Raw genomic sequence first — 16,773 nt, 5'->3', positions numbered from 1 at the left:
GACCGGAGGCAGCGGCGTTGCCGCCGCCCGTCGGATCAGAAGATCGAGTTGGTGATCTCTTTCAGAGGCCCGAGCAGGATCGATCCTTCCGGCACGCCGGCGTCGATCGGGATTGCCCGGCGATTCGCAGTCGCCACCACTGGCTGGCTGGCATCGCTGGTGACGACAACTGGTGTCTTCGAGGGCACGCGATCATAGAGATCGATGATATCCTGGTTCATCAGGCGTACGCAGCCTGACGAGACGGACTTGCCGATCGACCGCCATTCTGGCGAGCCGTGCAGGCGGTAAAGCGTGTCCACGTTGCCCTGGAAGAGATAGAGCGCGCGTGCGCCGAGCGGGTTCTTCAACCCGCCGGGCATGCCGCCATTTTCGGCGCTGTATGGTTTCAATTCCGGCTGCCGGGCAATCATTTCATCCGGCGGCGTCCATTTCGGCCACTTCTGCTTCCACTGGACGACGGCATCGCCGGACCATTCGAAACCGGCGCGGCCTAGGCCGACACCATAACGGATTGCCTGGCCCCCCGGGCGAACCAGGTAGAGGAAATGGCCAGTGGTATCGACGACGATCGTTCCCGGCTTCTGCCCGGTCGGATCGGGAACGATCTGGCGCAGGAACTGCGGATCGATCCTGTCGAACGGGATCGCCGGCAAATCGAAGCCGCCATCACTGATCGCGCCGTACATCGTCACATAGTCGGTCAGCGGCGGCTCGATATAGGCTGGCGGCGGTGGCTCGACCGGCCCCGGTCCGGTGGTCGCGCATGCGGAAACCGCGATCGAAGCAGCGCCTAAGGCTGCGGCGTTGAGAAAGCCGCGACGGCTCAGGCGATAGGATTCGATTTCGATTTTGGACATGGTTGCCTTCTTTAAGTCTCAAATCGCAACAAAGCGTCAATGCGCCGATCGCTGCGCGGGTGCCTGACAACACCTGGGGCGATAGGCGGTTCCGATTCTGGCCGGAAGGTGGACAAACCAAGGCGAAGCTGTGACTGCGTTGCCACTGTGGCACCAGGGACACACGCGCGTCTCAGCTGCCTGGCACCAAAGCTTCGAGCGACGGCAGGATCAGGGCCGGCGGGAAGTCCCGGTATTCTTCGGGCTGGTTGGAACGGTTGATCCACACCGTGCGAAAACCGAATTTGGTGGCGCCTGCGATATCCCAGCGATTGGAGGACTGGAAGGAAACCGCGCCCGGGTAGAGGCGCCAGCCGGTGGCGACCATGTCATAGACCGCCGGATCGGTCTTGAAGCGCTGAACCGCATCGACGGAATAGATGTCGTCCAGAACCTGATCGAGCGCAGCGGACTTGACCGCTGCCTGGAGCATTTCGGGTGAGCCATTGGACAGGATCGCCAGCCTCGCTCCCGAAGCCTTGAGCGCCTTGAGCACGGCCGGCACTTCCGGATAGCAATCCAGCCGCCAGTAGGCATCCAGCAAGATCGCCTTGAGGCTGGGATCGGCCGAGGGAACCTTGCGCAGGGCGAAATCGAGCGCCTGTTCAGTCAACTGCCAGAAATCGGCATAGGCACCCATAAGCGTACGAACCCAGGAATATTCGAGTTGCTTGGCGCGCCAGATCTCGGACAATAATTGACCGTCCGGACCGATCCGATCGGCATGACGGCGTACGGCGGCATGCACGTCGAACAGCGTGCCATAGGCGTCGAAGACATAGGCGGCGTATTGCATGAAGACAGTTTTGAGGGCAGGCGCGACAAGGTGCAAGCTTTGATTGCACGGCGCCCCGTCGCTGGCCTCAACAAAACTATTCAATGCCGGTTGACGGCGCCCGCCAAAGCATCTTCCAATGGCTCCCACGAGACCGATTGAGGCGGGACAACACGATGACACTGGCGGCTGCGGCGCAATCCACCACATGGACTTTCGTCGATGGTGATTGGCACGAGGGCAATGTCGCCATTCTGGGGCCGCGAAGCCACGCGATGTGGCTCGGCACCAGCGTGTTCGACGGAGGCCGCTGGTTCGAAGGCGTCGCCCCGGACCTCGAGCTTCATGCCGCCAGGGTGAATTCTTCGGCGATTGCACTCGGCCTCAAGCCGTCGATGAGCGCCGACAAGATCGTCGGGCTGACATGGGATGGGTTGAAGAAGTTCGACGGCAGGACGGCGGTCTACATCAGGCCGATGTACTGGGCCGAGCATGGCGGCTACATGGGCGTGCCGGCCGATCCCGCCTCGACCCGCTTCTGCCTTTGCCTCTATGAGTCGCCCATGATCCCGCCGACCGGCTTTTCGGTGACCGTGTCGCCGTTCCGGCGCCCGACCATCGAAACCATGCCGACCAATGCCAAGGCCGGCTGCCTCTACCCCAACAACGGCCGTGCCATTCTCGAGGCCAAGATGCGCGGCTTCGACAACGCAATGGTGCTCGACATGCTGGGCAACGTCGCCGAAACCGGAACATCGAACATCTTCCTGGTCAAGGACGGCCACGTGCTGACGCCGGCACCGAATGGCACCTTCCTGTCCGGCATCACCCGCTCGCGCACGATGACTCTGCTTGGCGAATATGGCTTCAAGACCACCGAAAAGACGCTGTCGGTGCGCGACTTCCTCGAAGCGGACGAGATCTTCTCGACCGGAAATCATTCCAAGGTGGTGCCGATCACGCGTATCGAGGATCGCAATCTGCAGCCCGGGCCGGTGGCCAAGAAGGCGCGCGAACTCTATTGGGAATGGGCGCATTCGACTTCCGCCGTCTGAGCGGATAAAAAGGCGATCGGCGCTCCATTCCGGAGTTGCCCCAACCCATTCCAGACCTATCTTAGTCCGGTATCGACACCGGATTTTTCCACGAGGGAGTACTGTCCATGGCTTTTGAACTGCCCGCTCTGCCCTACGACTACGAGGCCTTGCAGCCTTACATGTCGAAAGAGACGCTGGAATATCACCACGATAAGCACCACAAGGCGTATGTCGACAACGGCAACAAACTCGCTGTCGAGGCCGGCCTGGGCGATCTGTCGGTCGAAGAGGTGGTCAAGCAGTCGTTCGGCAAGAATGCCGGTCTCTTCAACAATGCCGCTCAGCACTACAACCACATCCATTTCTGGAAGTGGATGAAGAAGGGCGGCGGCGGCAGCAAGCTGCCGGGCGCCCTGCAGAACGCGTTCGATAGCGACCTCGGTGGCTACGACAAGTTCAAGGCCGACTTCATTGCCGCCGGCACGACGCAGTTCGGCTCGGGCTGGGCCTGGGTTTCAGTCAAGGACGGCAAGCTGGCGATCTCAAAGACGCCGAATGGCGAGAACCCGCTCGTCCATGGCGCGTCTCCGATCCTCGGCGTCGATGTCTGGGAACACTCCTATTACATCGATTATCGCAACGCCCGGCCGAAATATCTCGAGGCGTTCGTCGACAGCCTGATCAACTGGGATCACGTGCTGGAATTGTACGAAAAGGCTCGCGCATAACCCCGAAAATCGGATTCGATTTTCAAAAAAGGATCATGCGCAAAATCAAAGTGTTGCAGCGTCCTTTGCACGCCTGAGAAGGCGCGCGGATGGCCTGATCGATCCCCAGAAAGACCCGGCAATCTGAACTGACCCCCGAAAGTTGGAGATCAACCTTCGGGGGTTTTCACATCCCGAGGGCCCTTCTTTACGGGGTCGCGGCCCCTGGCGATCAGGTTCGGCAAAAACGTCCGCGACGAGGGGAATATTCCACTCGCCGCATCCGTTAACGTCCTGTCCTGAAATGCCTTCATCACGGAGCCAAATGAATGAGAAAGCTTGTTATCGCCATCTCTATGCTTGCACTCGCGGCATCGGCGGCGTTTGCCGACCCGATACTTGATCGCCAGGGTTTGATGAAGGAGCGTGGAAAGATCGCCGGCGGCCTCGCGAAAGTGGTCAAGGGCGAGGAGCCGTTTGATGCGGCGGCCGTGCTGACACAACTTCAGGCGCTGCAGGCGAATGCCGAGAAATTCGATGCCGATGTGCTGTTCCCGGCAGGCAGCGATACTGGCGACACGACAGCGGCGCCGAAGATCTGGGAAGACATGGCCGGTTTCAAGTCGACCGAGGACAAATATCTCGCCGACATCAAGGCAGCGACCGCCACCGCTCCCGCCGACATCGATACGCTGAAGACGCAGTTTGACGCGATCACTTCCAATTGCGGCACCTGCCACAAGACCTATCGGGTGAAAAAGAGCTGATAGCGGGCGATGCCCTGGCTGAGAAAACTCGTCGGCGCCCTGGTCATTCTGGGAGCAGTCGGCGCGGTCGCCGGGTGGCTGCTGTCGGCGCCGGTGAGGCTCGACGGTGAGACGCTGGCCAAGCTGGGGCCCGGCGACGCGGTCAAGGGCAAGCGCATCTTTTATGCCGGCGGTTGTACTTCCTGCCACGCAAAACCGGGCTCGCAAGGGGATGCCCGGCTTCAACTCGTGGGTGGTCTCGCACTCAAGACGCCGTTCGGAACCTTCGTACCGCCCAACATTTCGCAAGATCCCAAGGACGGCATCGGCGCCTGGTCGGTCGAGGACCTCGCCAACGCCATGCTGAAGGGCGTCTCGCCCTCGGGCGAGCATTTCTATCCGGCATTTCCGTATGCATCCTACACGCGCATGAACCCGGCCGACATTGCCGACCTCTACGCCTTCCTGAAGACGTTGCCTGCCGCCGCCGGCAAGGCGCCCGCGAATTCGCTCGGTTTCCCCTTCAACATTCGTCGCGGTATCGGCCTGTGGAAACTGCTCTACCTCCGTGACCAGCTGGTCGTTGCATTTCCCGACGGTACGGCTGGCCCGGTGATGGCCGGCCGTTACTTGGTCGAGGGGCCAGGCCACTGCGGCGAATGTCACACGCCGCGCGACTTTGCCGGCGGCACGAAAAAGAGCGAGTGGCTGGCCGGCGCCGTGGCTGCCGAAGGCAAGGGCGTCGTGCCCAACATCACATCGGGCGAGGGCGGCATTGGCGATTGGTCGGGAGCCGACATCGCCAACTATCTTGAAACCGGCTTCACGCCGGACTTCGATTCCGTTGGCGGCGCTATGGTCGACGTGCAGCGCAACATTGCCCAACTAACGCCGGAGGACCGCGCTGCGATCGCCGCCTATCTCAAGGCAATCCCGCCGCATCCAAACGGCTATCCGGCGCGCAAGAAGACGGCGAAGTGAACTGATGCATGTCGCTCAACGTGCACAGCGGTCTTGACCGACATGCACAAAAGCCAAGAACCAATGCGCGTCGTTTGACTCCGTACAAACGATACGCGTCAGTCTTCGTATGTCGGGTGACGGTCGCCCAGAAAATCAAATCCCGTCTCGAAGAAATGATTGTAGTTGCAGGTCAGTTCCTCGCCCGGCGCGATGTCGCGAAGCGCAAAGCTTTCCTCGGGCGAGGAGACGTCGCAATTCGGCTCGTCGGCGTGGTTCATGTAGCGCGCGTCGTCGGCTTCGAAGACGATATAGTTCGGGTCACGCCGGTCGGGATAGGAATAGCGGTCGAGATAACTCTTCACCGGTCCGTCCTCGCGCTCATAAGTCTCGACCTCAATGATCCGGTCGAATCTTGGGTCCAGCTTCCAGATCAGCGTGCCGCGGGGAATGTAATTCTTGGCAAAGACGCCGATGCCCTGGATGGGCGATTTGTCGAGATAGACGTTGACGAGCAGCATGGTGGACCTTTGCGCGATTGGGGGCTGTCGGGCTTGGAAAAAGCCGCGCACTGGGTAGCGCGTGGTCATCGCAATTGCGAGTGAAATGAGCAAGGCGGAACTCAAAAAGTCATGATCGCCAGGGTGCTCGGCGCTCGCCGTCAGCGCTGCTGCAGCGCGAGCCGAACGCCCAGAGCGCAGTAGATGCCGCCAACAACCTTGCCTTGCCACCTCAGCACCGTCGGATTCCGGCGCAGGAAGGTGCCGAGCCGGCCGGCGCTTACCGCAAAGACAACCGTGCTGAAAAGGCCAAGCACGACGAAGATGGTTCCCAATGTCGTCAACTGAAGCATCACCGATCCGTTTTCAGGCCGCACGAACTGAGGCAGGAAAGCAAGGAAGAAAAGTGCGGTCTTGGGGTTGAGCACTTCGGTCAGGACAGCCTGTCGAAACGCATTGCCGGCCGAAATCGCGAGCGCACCGGCAGCCGGGTTGCCCGGCGTTTTCTCGATGATCGCGCGAATGCCGAGATAAACCAGGTAGGCCGCGCCAATGTATTTTATGAGGCTGAACAGAGTCGCCGACGTGGCGATAATCGCTGAAATGCCGACCATTGCCATGATGGTGTGAAACACATCGCCGGCCGCGATCCCTGCGCCGGTCGCGATGCCAACCTTGGTTCCCGAACTCGTTGCCCGGGCGATCGTCAGCAGGGTGGCGGGGCCCGGAATGAAGACAAAGCCGAGTACGACCGCGATGTAAGCGATCAAGGTGGTGAGATCGATCATTTGTGGGTTTCTCCTGCAACATGGGCTTTGCCCATCACCTTCAGTGTAAAGGAATAGGTGTAGGCGATCTCCTCCAGCCGCGAAAACCGGCCGGAAGCACCGGCATGTCCGGAATCCATGTTGATCTTGAACAGCACCGGATTGTCGCCGCTCTTTCGATCGCGCAGTCGCGCCACCCATTTGGCCGGCTCCCAATAGGTGACGCGCGGATCGGTGAGACCGGCCAGCGCCAGAATCGGCGGATAGTCGAGCGCTGCGACATTGTCATAGGGCGAGTAGGCGGCGATGGTCCGATAATCGTCGGCGGATGCAATCGGATTGCCCCATTCCGGCCATTCCGGCGGCGTCAGCGGCAGGCTGGCGTCGAGCATTGTGGTCAGCACGTCGACGAACGGAACCTCGGCGACGATGCCGCCGAAACAGTCCGGCGCCATGTTGGCGACGGCGCCCACCAGCATGCCGCCGGCCGAACCGCCTTGCGCGACGATCCGCTCATGCGCCGTGTAGCGCTCGGCAACAAGGTGGCGCGCACAGGCTATAAAGTCCGTGAATGTATTCATCTTGTGCGCCCGCTTGCCGTCGTCGTACCAGCCATAGCCCTTGTCCTTGCCGCCACGGACGTGGGCGATGGCGAAGACGAAGCCGCGGTCGACCAGCGAGAACCAGTTGGTGTTGAAGGCGGCCGGCACGGTGATGCCATAGGAACCGTAGCCGTAAAGCAGGCACGGTGCGGATCCATCCAGCGGCGTGTCGCGATGATGCAAAAGCGAGATCGGCACCAGTTCGCCATCGCTGGCCGGCGCCATCAGCCGCCGCGTCACATAATGGTCCGCGTCATGGCCGGACGGTACTTCCTGGGTCTTCAGCAGGACCCGCTCGCGGGTGCGCATATTGTAATCGAACACCTGGGCCGGGGTCGTCATCGACGAGTACGAAAAGCGCATGATCTCGGTGTCGTACTCATAGGAACCCGACAGGCCGAGCGAGAAAGCCTCCTCGTCGAGGGATAGAAGATGCTCCTCGCCGCTGGTGCGGTCGCGCACGATGATGCGCGGCAGACCTTCCTTGCGTTCAAGCCGGACCATGTGGTCCTTGAAGCCGATCACCGACAGGATCAGCCGGCCGGGCTCGTGCGGCACCAGTTCCTGCCAGTTGGCGCGGACCGGATCGCTCGCCGGCGCCGTCATGATCTTGAAATCCTTGGCGCCGTCGGCATTGGTCAGGATGAAGAAGATGTCGCCGCCTTCTTCCAGATCGTACTGAAGGCCGATCTCGCGCGCCGAGACCAGTTTTGGTTCGGCAAACGGATCGCTGGCGCTTAAGAGGCGGTACTCCGACGTCTCGTGATCGTTGATGCCGATCATGATCCATTCGTTGCTGCGGGTGCCGTCGACATCCATGAAGAAGCCGGGGTCGGTTTCCTCATAGATCAGCCGGTCGCTCTGTGGGCTGTCGCCCAGCGCATGGAACAGCACCTTGGACGGACGGTGATTGGGATCGAGACGAGTGTAGAAGAAGCCGTCATTGCCGGCGCTCCAGACGCCAGAACCACCGGTGTCGGGGATCTGGTCAGCCAATTCCTTGCCATCGGCAAGGTCGCGCACGCGAAGCGTGTAGAATTCGGAGCCCTTGTCGTCGAATGCCCATAAGAGCTTGGCGTGGTCGGCCGAGTGATCGACGCCCCCAAGACGGAAATAGGCCTTGCCCGCGGCCTCCGCGTCGCCGTCGAGCAGGATATGCTCGGCGCCCCCGTCACGCGCCATGCGGAAATAGCGCGGCTGTTCGCCACCAAGCTTGAAGGACGAACCATAGGCATAGGGTCCGTCCTTCATCGGCACGGAAGAATCGTCTTCCTTGATGCGGCCCTTCATCTCCTTGAAAAGCTTCTTTTGCAGTTCGACCGTGTCGGCCATCAGGCTTGAACTGTAGGCGTTCTCTGCCTCAAGTTCGGCGCGGATCCCCGCATCGAGCAATGACGGATCCCGGAACATCTCCTGCCAATTGTCGGCTCGCAGCCAGGCATAGTCGTCGGTTCGCGTGATGCCGTGATGCGTGTCGATAACCGGCCGCTTCTCGGGCGTTGGCGGGCTGACGTTCGGAAATGCGGATGTCTTGGTCATTGCGTCTCGCATTGGAAGTATCTTGCTAGGGAAGTACCCTGACTCGACATCGTCAACCAGCCGGCGTGGAGACAGGAACAGAAGTTTGCTATCGCTGGTGCGAGGTCTGGCATGACCCTATGCAGAACGGCAAGTTCGTCACCGGGTTGGCCTGTGGCAAATACATCACCCGCATTGATTGACGCGGCAGCGGTTAGCTGATCCGGCCGGACTCAGCCGTGTCGCCCGATTTCTTGCGCGACGGCGGCAACCTCTGGTTTTGTGATCAAATCTGAACAACCAAGCTTGCGCCCTGCAATTAGCCAAGAAAAATCAAGCATTGAAACCTGCCTCGTGAGTTGCCGGGAATGTAACGGAAGGCTGACGTTGCGTCAGGCGTTGCTGGTTGGCGCGAGAAATATCGACAAATTATACGATACACGAAAGATTGAAGCTGATCGGGGGACAATTGATCAACATCGTTCAATATAGCGGGAAGGGCGAATTGACTTACTTGGTTCGCAGGCTCATTGATGTGCCCGCGACACGAATCGCAGAAGCTCTGTCTGCGTCAAATTCGTGCGATGCCCTGGCTGTTAAAAGGGCGCCGATCGAAGTAACTCTTGTTGGGGCCTGAAGACCATGGATATTGTCGAAACACCTTCCAGAAACAGCGATGCGCTGATCGAGTTGACCGCCGATGTGGTGGCCGCCTATGTCAGCAACAATCCGGTGCCGGTCGGCGAATTGCCGAACCTGATATCCGATGTCCATACCGCCCTCGGGCGTGTGGGCGGAACCGGCGAACAGCCGCCTGCCGACAAGCAAAAGCCGGCGGTCAACCCGAAGCGCTCGGTTCACGACGACTACATCGTCTGCCTTGAAGACGGCAAGAAGTTCAAGTCGCTGAAGCGCCATCTGATGACCCACTATGACCTGACGCCAGATCAGTATCGCGAAAAGTGGAATCTCGATCCGACCTATCCGATGGTTGCACCCAACTATGCCGCTGCCCGGTCCCAGCTCGCCAAGAAAATGGGTCTCGGCCGCAAGCGCAAGGCGCGGTAATCGCTGCCAGCAGATGTATCGACCCAAACGGCGCCTTCGGGCGCCGTTTGGCTTTGCTGGGCGGTAGCGCCGATCGAGGAGAGCAATTCCAGGGAGAGTGTGAAACGCGTTCAGGCGGTCTGCTTGAGCGCCGCCTCGGCGTCGCGCTTGATGCGCTTGACCATCGAACGAAGGCCATTGGCGCGCTGCGGCGACAGATGCTCGTCGAGGCCGAGTTCTTTCAATGTCGCTTCCGCATCGGTCTTCTGGATCTCGCTGGCGGTCCTGCCGGAAAACAGCGCCAGCATGATGGCGACCAGGCCACGCACGATATGAGCGTCCGAATCGCCGGTGAAGGTGACGACCGGATCGGCTCCAGGCCCCTGTTCGGTGGTCAGCCAGACCTGGCTGACGCAGCCCGGCACCTTGTTGGCGGGGTTGCGCTGCTCGTCCGGAAACGGCGGTAGGGCCTCGCCAAGTTCGATGACGTAGCGATAGCGGTCTTCCCATTCCTCAAGGAAGGAAAAATCGTCGCGGATAATCTGGATCGTGGTGGTCATAATGCCGGATATAGTTACGCGGCGGCGCCGCGTCACGGAAAAAACAAGGACACCGCGGGCATCGAGAGGTCGGACGGCCCGCGGTGCGCCGTCGAAACGGCTCAATTCCGTGTCGGCAGGTTGACTGTCTCGGGCAAGACGACGTCCTCCTGCACGCTGCCGGTCAAAGTCGATGTGTCAGGGCCGGCGGCGGACTTGTCGTCCAGCATCGCTGCCGCGATCTTGGCGGTCTCCTTGGCGCGGGCGGTGATGGTGTGCATCGCCGACTTGCCGGTCTCGCAGACATCGGGCTTGCGTTCGCAAATGCCGGCGATGTCGCCAACAGCTTCGCGTGCGGCAAACAGGGCCTGGATCGGCCCGACGCTTTCACGGCCCGATTCATCGGGTCCAACAGTCAGCGGCAGCGCCAGCAGCACCAGCGAAAACCAGAAAGCCATTCTTATCAGGAAGACCATGCCCTTGCCCTCTCGTCGTGACCGGATCATGCATCCATATGGCATGACCTCTTTTGTGGGCAGGATGTTGGCACACAGGCGCAAAGGACGGCTTGCAGGCAAAGTGAGAATTTTCCTCAAATTTTAGGCAAATTCGAAACGCGCCATTGTGAAATCGATTTGTCTCAAATCCGAATGATTTTTCTTAACGCGGGATAACCATCTATCTGTCTGCTTTTTTTGCTTTTTTGCCAAAACCCGAGAGTCCGGACGCCGCGTGCACTCATCCGACGGGGACCGTCGCCGAATAACCCTCCGTTTACTATGGCTGCATTTGCGCGGGCTTTCGGCTGCCGGCATCCCGATATTTGCCGCAGGCCGGGGGCCTGGTCGGCTCTGCCTTATCCATTCCTTAAACGCTGGATGCGAGTTTCGGAGCCAACCAGAACGATCTGCAAAGCAGAGTTGTCCACGACGATTACGGGTGCGTTGAGTTGAGTTCAATCAAGGCCAGATACGTCGAATTGCCTGGCGCGATTGCCGCCGGTTGCGAACGTATGGTCCATCCGTCCATTCTTGGGCAGAGCGACCGCGAGCGCCAGCGCCGCTTCATCGGCGTCATGCTCGCCGCTCCTTTCTTTGCTGCTGGCGCCGCGGTCACGCTGGTCACTTCAGGCATGGGCGTCGCCGTCACCATGGCCGCCATCTTCGCGGCCTTTGGCCTGTGCTGGTTCATCGCCTTGCTGGTGGCGGCAACCGGCAAGATGGCGATAGCAAGTCAGGTTGCCCTGGCAGCGGCGGGCGTTTCTCTCGGCAGTCTGATTGCCGCCGCGGGCGGGCTGAGTTCGCCTGTCGCCATGCTTGTCGTGGCGCTGCCATTCGAAGCCTGGTGGATCGGCGCCTCGCGGCGTGCGGCACTTTGGGGAGCCGTGTCGACCGCTGCCGCCATCCTGGTTCAGCCTCTGGCTGCAACCGTGTTACCGTTCGCGGGAGCGCAGATTGCTGCATGGCACTGGCTGGTGCCGTTGGCCTGGGCGCTCACGCTGATCCCGCGTGCGTCGGTGCTTCGCGACACGACCGATGCATCCGATCTCGTGAAGACTGCCGATAGGCTAGAAGACATTATCGATGCGGTGGTCTTGCGGGTCGCCCGTCATGGCGAGGTTATCGAGGCTTCGCCAAAGGCGCGCACGCTTTTGAAACTGCCGGCCGAACTGCTGTCGGGACACGGCTTCTTCGATCGCATTCACCTGTCGGATCGCGTCTCCTATCTCAGCGCCCTGGCCGACATGCGCGATGGCGCGCTGTCGCGCCGGCTCGAATTGCGCATCAGACTGCCTCAAAACGGCAACGGCCAAAATGACAACCGCTTGGCGGCCGACAATTACCGGCCGTTTTCGCTCGATCTGGTGCGGGGTGAGGAACAGGGCGACGTCTTCACGCTTGTCCTGCGCGAGAATGACGAGATAGCCCGGCTGCGCGAGGAACTCGCGGCGGCCAATGAGGCGGCCGCGTCCGCCGAGGTGGCGAAGGGGCGCTTCCTGGCGGTGGTGAGCCATGAATTGCGCACGCCCTTGAATGCCATCATCGGCTTCTCGGACATGCTGTTGCATGAGATGTTCGGCGCATTCAAGGATCCGCGGCAGAAGGAATATGTCGGTTTGGTGAGGGATTCGGGCCAGCATCTGCTTGCCGTCGTGACCTCGATACTCGACGTGTCCAAGATAGAATCGGGCGTCTATGCGACCGAACCGGAGCCGTTCCGGTTCGCGGAAGCGGTCGACATGTGCCAGTCCATGATGCAGGTGCAGGCGCGGGCCAAGAACATCGATCTGCAGGCGCAGATCGCGCCGGACGCTGGCGACATCAATGCCGATCGGCGTGCCGTGCAGCAGATGCTCATCAACCTGGTCTCCAATGCGATCAAGTTCACCCCCGATGGAGGCGATGTTGTCGTCGGCGCCAAGCGGATCGGTTCGCGTCTGCATTTTTGGGTCAGGGACACCGGCATCGGTATCGCCGAGGAGGATTTTGCCAATCTCGGCAAGCCTTTCATGCAGATCCAGAACGACTATACCCGCCGTTTCGAAGGGACAGGTCTTGGCCTTTCGCTGGTCAAGGGCCTGGTGGCCTTGCACGATGGCACGATGTCCATCGAAAGCATGCCGGGCGAGGGCACCACGGTGACCATCAGCCTGCCGGTGAACGGACCGAAGGGACGTCAGGCGGAGAAGGCCGGCGTGCTGACCATGCCTGTGGCTATGGCGAAAGGGGACAGAAATGGCTCGCTCCGCAAGACAGCCTAAGAAGGCGGTCAAGCGCCGCAGCAATGCCTTTCAGGATGGTGCCGTCGCCGTCGGCGGCATGATTTCGCGCAATCCCGTCCTGGTGGGTGGCTCGACGGCATTCCTGGTGACGCTGTTCTACGTTTCCGCGAATGCCTTGTGGTATCAGCCTTTCCCGCATGCCGGCGCGTTCTTTGCGACCCGCAGCATCGCGGGCTTTCCGCGCGCAACGTCGGACGAACCGGAGACGACATTCAACATCGTGCGGCCATCCGGCGCGCCGGCACCGATCAAGGGCGATCCGGTGGTCGAGCAGGTGCAAGGCATTCTCAAGGATCTCGATTTCTATTCCGGAACGGTCGACGGCATTTCCGGGCCCAACACGCGTAAGGCCATCCAGGCTTATCAGCAGAAGGTCGGGCTCAACACGTCCGGCGAGATCGACGCACTGCTGCTGGATCAATTGGGCGCGACGCCGAAAACCGCCTCCGTCGTACCCAGACCGCAGCCGCGCCCGGATACGCCGGTCGCCGTTCCGGTGTCTTTACAGACGAATTCCGGGCAGACGAATGCCGAGCAGACGAATGCCGGCCAAACGAATGCCGCGCAGGCGCCCGATGCCCGCATCGTCAAGATCCAGGCCGGGCTCAAGGCGTTCGGCAACGACGATATGCAGTTGGACGGCGTCGTCGGCGCGCGCACCAAATCTGCGATCAAGGAATTCCAGTCGTTGTTCGGGCTGCCGCAGACAGGCGAGCCCGATGAGATCGTCTACGTCAAGATGCGCGAGATCGGCCTCACCAACTGACGGCTGAAACGACGGCTCGCCGAGCGGCTGAAATATCGATAGAGCCCCTTGTTACCATGCATGTCGTTGTCCCAAAACCGCGGCACATTTAGGCGACATGCATTAGCGGAGTTCTCTCATGCGCGTCACATCGGATCTATGGGTCTCGGCCCTGTTGCGCCGGGTTTTCAGTGCTGGCGGATTTGCGGCCGTGGTCAAGCGCGGTGCGACCGAGGCCGGCGCTGTGTTCGTCGTGACGCGGGGCAGGCTGGGCGAGGTTGCCCTGTTCGGCCCGGCGCCGCAGACGAGCTACGATTCGGCCAAGCCCGACGAGCGGTTTTTCACTCTGCTCGGGGCCGGCGACGATGCCGCCTTGCTCGATGCCAGGCTGGAAAGGGAGAAAAAATTCGATCCCGACATCTGGGTGGTCGAGATCGAGGCCGGCACAGTGCCGGTCGAGGAGCTCATTTCCGTGAAGACGCCCTGAAGCCGGAGGAAGCCGCCGCATCCTCAGTGTTCGATGCCGTGTGGGTGTCGCTGTTTGCGGGTGCTGCGCCGCGACCCACCTTTGAAAGAGTTTCCGATTTCCAGAGCCGCACCTTGTCGGCGGCCGCCTCGCGGTGCAGGAGCCGGTAGCGGTCGAGAAAGGTGCGGATAGCCTGCGGGTGCGGGAACTGGCTGGGATAGACCGCGACCGTGATCAGGAATGCCCTATCCTCGCTGAGGTCGAGCGAGCGCAGTGCGGCAAGCAGCGACGCGTAGTTCTGGCTGGCGGTGAGCGCGCGCGCGATCGAGAAATCGGTGTCGAGCGCATCGGCGAGTGCGGTCTGGAAGAACGCGGCGTTTCCCGTCAGCGCCGTCTCGCGCAATTTCACATAGGTATCGGCGCCTGTGAGAGAATCGGCGCTCATTGCCGTCGCCTCGTCGCCGGTGCGCATCATGGAACGCAGCCTGCGCCGCGCGCTTTCGGAGGCAATGCCGGCCACCTGTCCTCTTCCGGGCTGTTCGGGGGCAGGCTCGGTGCTGGCAGGCGCGATCTTGTCTGCCGCGATGGCGTCCGCTTCCGGCTCCCGCCTTCGCACCAGAGTTGGCCTCTCGAGCGCCCGGATCAGATCGGCAATGGTCGGGTTCAGGTCCTTGCGGCGCGCGATGGCACGTGCATGCGGCAGTCCGTGCCGCCCGATCAGCGCGATGAGATCGATGTTGCTAACGGCGCGTGAACGGATGAGCAAGGGAGCGGCAATGTCGACCGGCTCCTCGCAGAGGCGGCGCACCAAAGCGGGCGGGGCATATTCGCATTCGGAGAGGGCAGCCGCCACGTAACGGCGAGATTCGACGGATACATCGTTGAACAGCGGCAGCGTCAGGTCTTCGAGCTGGCCGATCTCACGGCGTGAAGGGCGGGTGAGCGAGCAGAATGCCGACACCGCGGCGCGGAACAGCCTTTCGGCCTTTCCCGAATCTTTTCGTACCGCGATTTGCCTGAAGTCCGAAGATGACACGAAGGATACGCCCGATGACAGACACAATCTCGGCCACGCTCGACCGGGACGGTGCCGGTTTCGCGAGTGCCCCGGCCAGAACGTCCTGACCTCTAGACAAAGATCAAGTTAGCGACGATCCGTTAGCGCTCCGTTAACCCTCTGCCGGCCTTAATGATATTTGGAGGCGTTGCGTTGTGCTCCGGGGAAACCGAGAGGAATGCGCGAACCATGGGCATGGTACTGTCTTTCGTGCCGCGTACGGCACCAAACAATCGAGCAAAGCAAGCCGCCGAAATGCCGGCGGCGGTGATCATCTTTCCCGGCATCCGCTACGAGCGGTCTCATGCCGGCGAGGTGCGGCCGGTCGACCCCGACAAGCCGGGATCGCCAGGGAGCAAGCCGGTTCCGCACCACTAGAGCAGTTCGCCGTTTCACGGAAACGGCGAGCCGCTCTAACCCTTTGTTTTGACGCAATTCCGGACGGAAAACCGTTTCACACTTTTCCTGGAATTGCTCTAGAAGTCCTGCAACTCGCAGGAACTCTGCTCGAAGAAGCGTGACACGCTCGGCTTCCAGCTGTCATCGGGCACGAAGGCACGGATGACGAAGATGCCTTCCTCGATCGGCGCTTCGACAAAGATCGCTCCCTGAAGCTCCTCGGGAAGCTCTTTGCGCACATCGATCATCTGCGCCGGCGTCAGCACGACGGCATCCAGCACGCCGCCGGTCGCGGTGTGGTCGTTGAAGGAATAGATGTTGTGGCCGCTGCGGTCATAGACCGACACCGACCAGAACGGAACATGTCCAGGCGCCTTGATCCGGACCATGCCTTCGCCCAGGTCGAACCGGCATGCCGTTGCGTAAAACAGCGGATCGACGGATTTCACCACGGGTGCGCCACCAGCTTCGGCATCGAGCCGCGTCATCTTGTAGAGATCCGACGCCATGGACAGACGCGACCAGGCATCGCGTTCGGAAAATTCAGGCACCAGAAACAGCACGACGATGTGCACGATGCCGGCGCCGAGCAGGCCGAGCAGGACCGCATGAAAAACCCTACGCATCGCCGCATACAAACTACGCATCGCAGCCGACCTTTACGATCCGCGGCAGCGAAACGTCCGAGAGGCCGGTGCTGCTGGCGATCGGCGTGTCGTAGAAGGTCAGCACGAAATACATCCTGCCGAAACCGTCGGTCAGCAGCCAGTTGCCCGGCATCGGGCGATGGCCGGCGGAAATGATGACCGAATTGTCGGGCTGCCGCACAACCCCGTAGGATTGCAGCGCCGCAAGTCGGGGTCTGCTGGTTTCGACCACGCCGAGCGACTGGTCGGCGGCATAGAGCGTCCAGAACCGTGCCGTCGGAAAACCACCCTCGATCGTGTAGGTGCATTCGCGCTTGAGCTCGGCGCCGCCCGCGTCGCGCTCGGCCACGAAGGACAAGCCTTCGGCGCGGCCGAGCGCAAGCACGCCCTCGCGCGCCACGCGGGCCTTGGAATAAGGATCGGCGGACGGCGTGCCGATGTCGGGAAAGGCCCTCCATTGGCCGATCCGGATGGCGCCGACACCATCCTGGACCTTGAGCGCATACCAGACGCTGCCGCCGCCGCCGACGATGGCTATGGCAAGCGAAAGCAGCGTCAGGAAGGCATTCTTGAGCATGAG

Annotated in this window: 19 protein-coding genes; 9 read left to right on the top strand and 10 right to left on the bottom strand. The window is 61.2% G+C overall.

Annotated features, from left to right (window positions below):
• Positions 1 to 35 precede the first annotated feature (35 nt).
• Both NKJ90_RS07830 and NKJ90_RS07825 read right to left on the bottom strand, forming a co-directional pair.
• Positions 36 to 860, bottom strand: coding sequence for a L,D-transpeptidase (locus NKJ90_RS07830; protein ID WP_023760498.1), 825 nt, complete (start codon positions 858 to 860; stop codon positions 36 to 38).
• Positions 861 to 1,032: 172 nt separating this feature from the next.
• Positions 1,033 to 1,695 carry a haloacid dehalogenase type II gene (locus NKJ90_RS07825; protein ID WP_023760497.1) on the bottom strand — a complete coding sequence of 221 codons (663 nt, stop codon included), beginning with the start codon at positions 1,693 to 1,695 and terminating at the stop codon, positions 1,033 to 1,035.
• A 155-nt stretch (positions 1,696 to 1,850) separates the two neighbouring features.
• Here NKJ90_RS07825 and NKJ90_RS07820 point away from each other — a divergent pair, with 155 nt between their 5' ends.
• The 4 genes from NKJ90_RS07820 (at position 1,851) to NKJ90_RS07805 (ending at position 5,145) form a co-directional block, all read left to right on the top strand.
• Complete coding sequence (locus NKJ90_RS07820) at positions 1,851 to 2,729, top strand: branched-chain amino acid aminotransferase (protein WP_023760496.1); 879 nt, start codon at positions 1,851 to 1,853, stop codon at positions 2,727 to 2,729.
• Positions 2,730 to 2,836: 107 nt separating this feature from the next.
• Positions 2,837 to 3,439, top strand: coding sequence for a superoxide dismutase (locus NKJ90_RS07815; protein WP_023760495.1), 603 nt, complete (start codon positions 2,837 to 2,839; stop codon positions 3,437 to 3,439).
• Positions 3,440 to 3,747: 308 nt separating this feature from the next.
• Entirely contained in the window at positions 3,748 to 4,185 is a 438-nt protein-coding gene (locus tag NKJ90_RS07810; RefSeq protein WP_023760494.1) for a c-type cytochrome, read from the top strand.
• A 9-nt stretch (positions 4,186 to 4,194) separates the two neighbouring features.
• Complete coding sequence (locus NKJ90_RS07805) at positions 4,195 to 5,145, top strand: cytochrome c (protein ID WP_023760493.1); 951 nt, start codon at positions 4,195 to 4,197, stop codon at positions 5,143 to 5,145.
• A gap of 98 nt (positions 5,146 to 5,243) precedes the next feature.
• Here the strand turns inward: NKJ90_RS07805 and NKJ90_RS07800 are convergent, their stop codons facing one another.
• From NKJ90_RS07800 to NKJ90_RS07790, 3 genes are all read right to left on the bottom strand, one after another.
• Positions 5,244 to 5,645 carry an SET domain-containing protein gene (locus NKJ90_RS07800; RefSeq protein ID WP_023760492.1) on the bottom strand — a complete coding sequence of 134 codons (402 nt, stop codon included), beginning with the start codon at positions 5,643 to 5,645 and terminating at the stop codon, positions 5,244 to 5,246.
• A gap of 140 nt (positions 5,646 to 5,785) precedes the next feature.
• Positions 5,786 to 6,412 (bottom strand): LysE family translocator, encoded by a 627-nt coding sequence (locus tag NKJ90_RS07795; protein ID WP_023760491.1) that lies wholly within the window; start codon positions 6,410 to 6,412, stop codon positions 5,786 to 5,788.
• Complete coding sequence (locus NKJ90_RS07790; RefSeq protein ID WP_023760490.1) at positions 6,409 to 8,532, bottom strand: S9 family peptidase; 2,124 nt, start codon at positions 8,530 to 8,532, stop codon at positions 6,409 to 6,411. Before NKJ90_RS07790 ends, NKJ90_RS07795 begins: the two co-directional genes overlap by 4 nt.
• Before the next feature lie 621 nt (positions 8,533 to 9,153).
• On the opposite strand from NKJ90_RS07790, the gene NKJ90_RS07785 reads away from it, so the two are divergent.
• Positions 9,154 to 9,579 (top strand): Ros/MucR family transcriptional regulator, encoded by a 426-nt coding sequence (locus tag NKJ90_RS07785; RefSeq protein WP_023760489.1) that lies wholly within the window; start codon positions 9,154 to 9,156, stop codon positions 9,577 to 9,579.
• A 110-nt stretch (positions 9,580 to 9,689) separates the two neighbouring features.
• Here the strand turns inward: NKJ90_RS07785 and NKJ90_RS07780 are convergent, their stop codons facing one another.
• Together NKJ90_RS07780 and NKJ90_RS07775 are read right to left on the bottom strand one after the other, a co-directional pair.
• Complete coding sequence (locus tag NKJ90_RS07780) at positions 9,690 to 10,118, bottom strand: SufE family protein (RefSeq protein WP_023760488.1); 429 nt, start codon at positions 10,116 to 10,118, stop codon at positions 9,690 to 9,692.
• Positions 10,119 to 10,219: 101 nt separating this feature from the next.
• Complete coding sequence (locus NKJ90_RS07775) at positions 10,220 to 10,573, bottom strand: DUF5330 domain-containing protein (RefSeq protein ID WP_023760487.1); 354 nt, start codon at positions 10,571 to 10,573, stop codon at positions 10,220 to 10,222.
• A gap of 536 nt (positions 10,574 to 11,109) precedes the next feature.
• Here NKJ90_RS07775 and NKJ90_RS07770 point away from each other — a divergent pair.
• From NKJ90_RS07770 to NKJ90_RS07760, 3 genes are all read left to right on the top strand, one after another.
• Complete coding sequence (locus tag NKJ90_RS07770; RefSeq protein WP_023760486.1) at positions 11,110 to 12,858, top strand: ATP-binding protein; 1,749 nt, start codon at positions 11,110 to 11,112, stop codon at positions 12,856 to 12,858.
• Complete coding sequence (locus NKJ90_RS07765) at positions 12,833 to 13,645, top strand: peptidoglycan-binding domain-containing protein (RefSeq protein WP_023760485.1); 813 nt, start codon at positions 12,833 to 12,835, stop codon at positions 13,643 to 13,645. The genes NKJ90_RS07770 and NKJ90_RS07765 overlap by 26 nt, the downstream gene beginning before the upstream one ends.
• 118 nt (positions 13,646 to 13,763) lie before the next feature.
• On the top strand, positions 13,764 to 14,111 hold the full coding sequence (locus NKJ90_RS07760) for a DUF1491 family protein (RefSeq protein WP_023760484.1): 348 nt from the start codon (positions 13,764 to 13,766) through the stop codon (positions 14,109 to 14,111).
• Here the strand turns inward: NKJ90_RS07760 and NKJ90_RS07755 are convergent.
• Positions 14,089 to 15,126 carry a hypothetical protein gene (locus tag NKJ90_RS07755; RefSeq protein ID WP_023760483.1) on the bottom strand — a complete coding sequence of 346 codons (1,038 nt, stop codon included), beginning with the start codon at positions 15,124 to 15,126 and terminating at the stop codon, positions 14,089 to 14,091. The genes NKJ90_RS07760 and NKJ90_RS07755 overlap by 23 nt on opposite strands.
• Before the next feature lie 210 nt (positions 15,127 to 15,336).
• Here NKJ90_RS07755 and NKJ90_RS07750 point away from each other — a divergent pair, with 210 nt between their 5' ends.
• The gene (locus NKJ90_RS07750; protein ID WP_023760482.1) at positions 15,337 to 15,525 is read left to right on the top strand and encodes a hypothetical protein; all 189 of its coding nucleotides are present in this window, start codon (positions 15,337 to 15,339) and stop codon (positions 15,523 to 15,525) included.
• A 98-nt stretch (positions 15,526 to 15,623) separates the two neighbouring features.
• Here NKJ90_RS07750 and NKJ90_RS07745 read toward each other — a convergent pair whose 3' ends face one another.
• Together NKJ90_RS07745 and NKJ90_RS07740 are read right to left on the bottom strand one after the other, a co-directional pair.
• The gene (locus NKJ90_RS07745) at positions 15,624 to 16,193 is read right to left on the bottom strand and encodes a DUF1254 domain-containing protein (RefSeq protein ID WP_023760481.1); all 570 of its coding nucleotides are present in this window, start codon (positions 16,191 to 16,193) and stop codon (positions 15,624 to 15,626) included.
• On the bottom strand, positions 16,186 to 16,770 hold the full coding sequence (locus NKJ90_RS07740; protein ID WP_023760480.1) for a DUF1214 domain-containing protein: 585 nt from the start codon (positions 16,768 to 16,770) through the stop codon (positions 16,186 to 16,188). The genes NKJ90_RS07745 and NKJ90_RS07740 overlap by 8 nt, the downstream gene beginning before the upstream one ends.
• Positions 16,771 to 16,773: the final 3 nt, after the last annotated feature.

The organism is Mesorhizobium sp. M0051, from assembly GCF_040323235.1.
GTDB lineage: Bacteria > Pseudomonadota > Alphaproteobacteria > Rhizobiales > Rhizobiaceae > Mesorhizobium.
This window is presented reverse-complemented; position numbering and strand designations above follow the sequence as displayed.

Bases quoted from the DNA above. Each gene is read 5' to 3' on its own strand.
- NKJ90_RS07815 (WP_023760495.1), top strand. From the start codon at position 2,837: ATGGCTTTTGAACTGCCCGCTCTGCCCTACGACTACGAGGCCTTGCAG.
- NKJ90_RS07810 (WP_023760494.1), top strand. From the start codon at position 3,748: ATGAGAAAGCTTGTTATCGCCATCTCTATGCTTGCACTCGCGGCATCG.
- NKJ90_RS07795 (WP_023760491.1), bottom strand. From the start codon at position 6,412: ATGATCGATCTCACCACCTTGATCGCTTACATCGCGGTCGTACTCGGC.
- NKJ90_RS07745 (WP_023760481.1), bottom strand. From the start codon at position 16,193: ATGCGTAGTTTGTATGCGGCGATGCGTAGGGTTTTTCATGCGGTCCTG.
- NKJ90_RS07785 (WP_023760489.1), top strand. From the start codon at position 9,154: ATGGATATTGTCGAAACACCTTCCAGAAACAGCGATGCGCTGATCGAG.
- NKJ90_RS07830 (WP_023760498.1), bottom strand. From the start codon at position 860: ATGTCCAAAATCGAAATCGAATCCTATCGCCTGAGCCGTCGCGGCTTT.
- NKJ90_RS07800 (WP_023760492.1), bottom strand. From the start codon at position 5,645: ATGCTGCTCGTCAACGTCTATCTCGACAAATCGCCCATCCAGGGCATC.
- NKJ90_RS07770 (WP_023760486.1), top strand. From the start codon at position 11,110: ATGGTCCATCCGTCCATTCTTGGGCAGAGCGACCGCGAGCGCCAGCGC.
- NKJ90_RS07740 (WP_023760480.1), bottom strand. From the start codon at position 16,770: ATGCTCAAGAATGCCTTCCTGACGCTGCTTTCGCTTGCCATAGCCATC.
- NKJ90_RS07805 (WP_023760493.1), top strand. From the start codon at position 4,195: ATGCCCTGGCTGAGAAAACTCGTCGGCGCCCTGGTCATTCTGGGAGCA.
- NKJ90_RS07750 (WP_023760482.1), top strand. From the start codon at position 15,337: ATGGGCATGGTACTGTCTTTCGTGCCGCGTACGGCACCAAACAATCGA.
- NKJ90_RS07765 (WP_023760485.1), top strand. From the start codon at position 12,833: ATGGCTCGCTCCGCAAGACAGCCTAAGAAGGCGGTCAAGCGCCGCAGC.
- NKJ90_RS07825 (WP_023760497.1), bottom strand. From the start codon at position 1,695: ATGCAATACGCCGCCTATGTCTTCGACGCCTATGGCACGCTGTTCGAC.
- NKJ90_RS07775 (WP_023760487.1), bottom strand. From the start codon at position 10,573: ATGGTCTTCCTGATAAGAATGGCTTTCTGGTTTTCGCTGGTGCTGCTG.
- NKJ90_RS07780 (WP_023760488.1), bottom strand. From the start codon at position 10,118: ATGACCACCACGATCCAGATTATCCGCGACGATTTTTCCTTCCTTGAG.
- NKJ90_RS07760 (WP_023760484.1), top strand. From the start codon at position 13,764: ATGCGCGTCACATCGGATCTATGGGTCTCGGCCCTGTTGCGCCGGGTT.
- NKJ90_RS07820 (WP_023760496.1), top strand. From the start codon at position 1,851: ATGACACTGGCGGCTGCGGCGCAATCCACCACATGGACTTTCGTCGAT.
- NKJ90_RS07790 (WP_023760490.1), bottom strand. From the start codon at position 8,532: ATGACCAAGACATCCGCATTTCCGAACGTCAGCCCGCCAACGCCCGAG.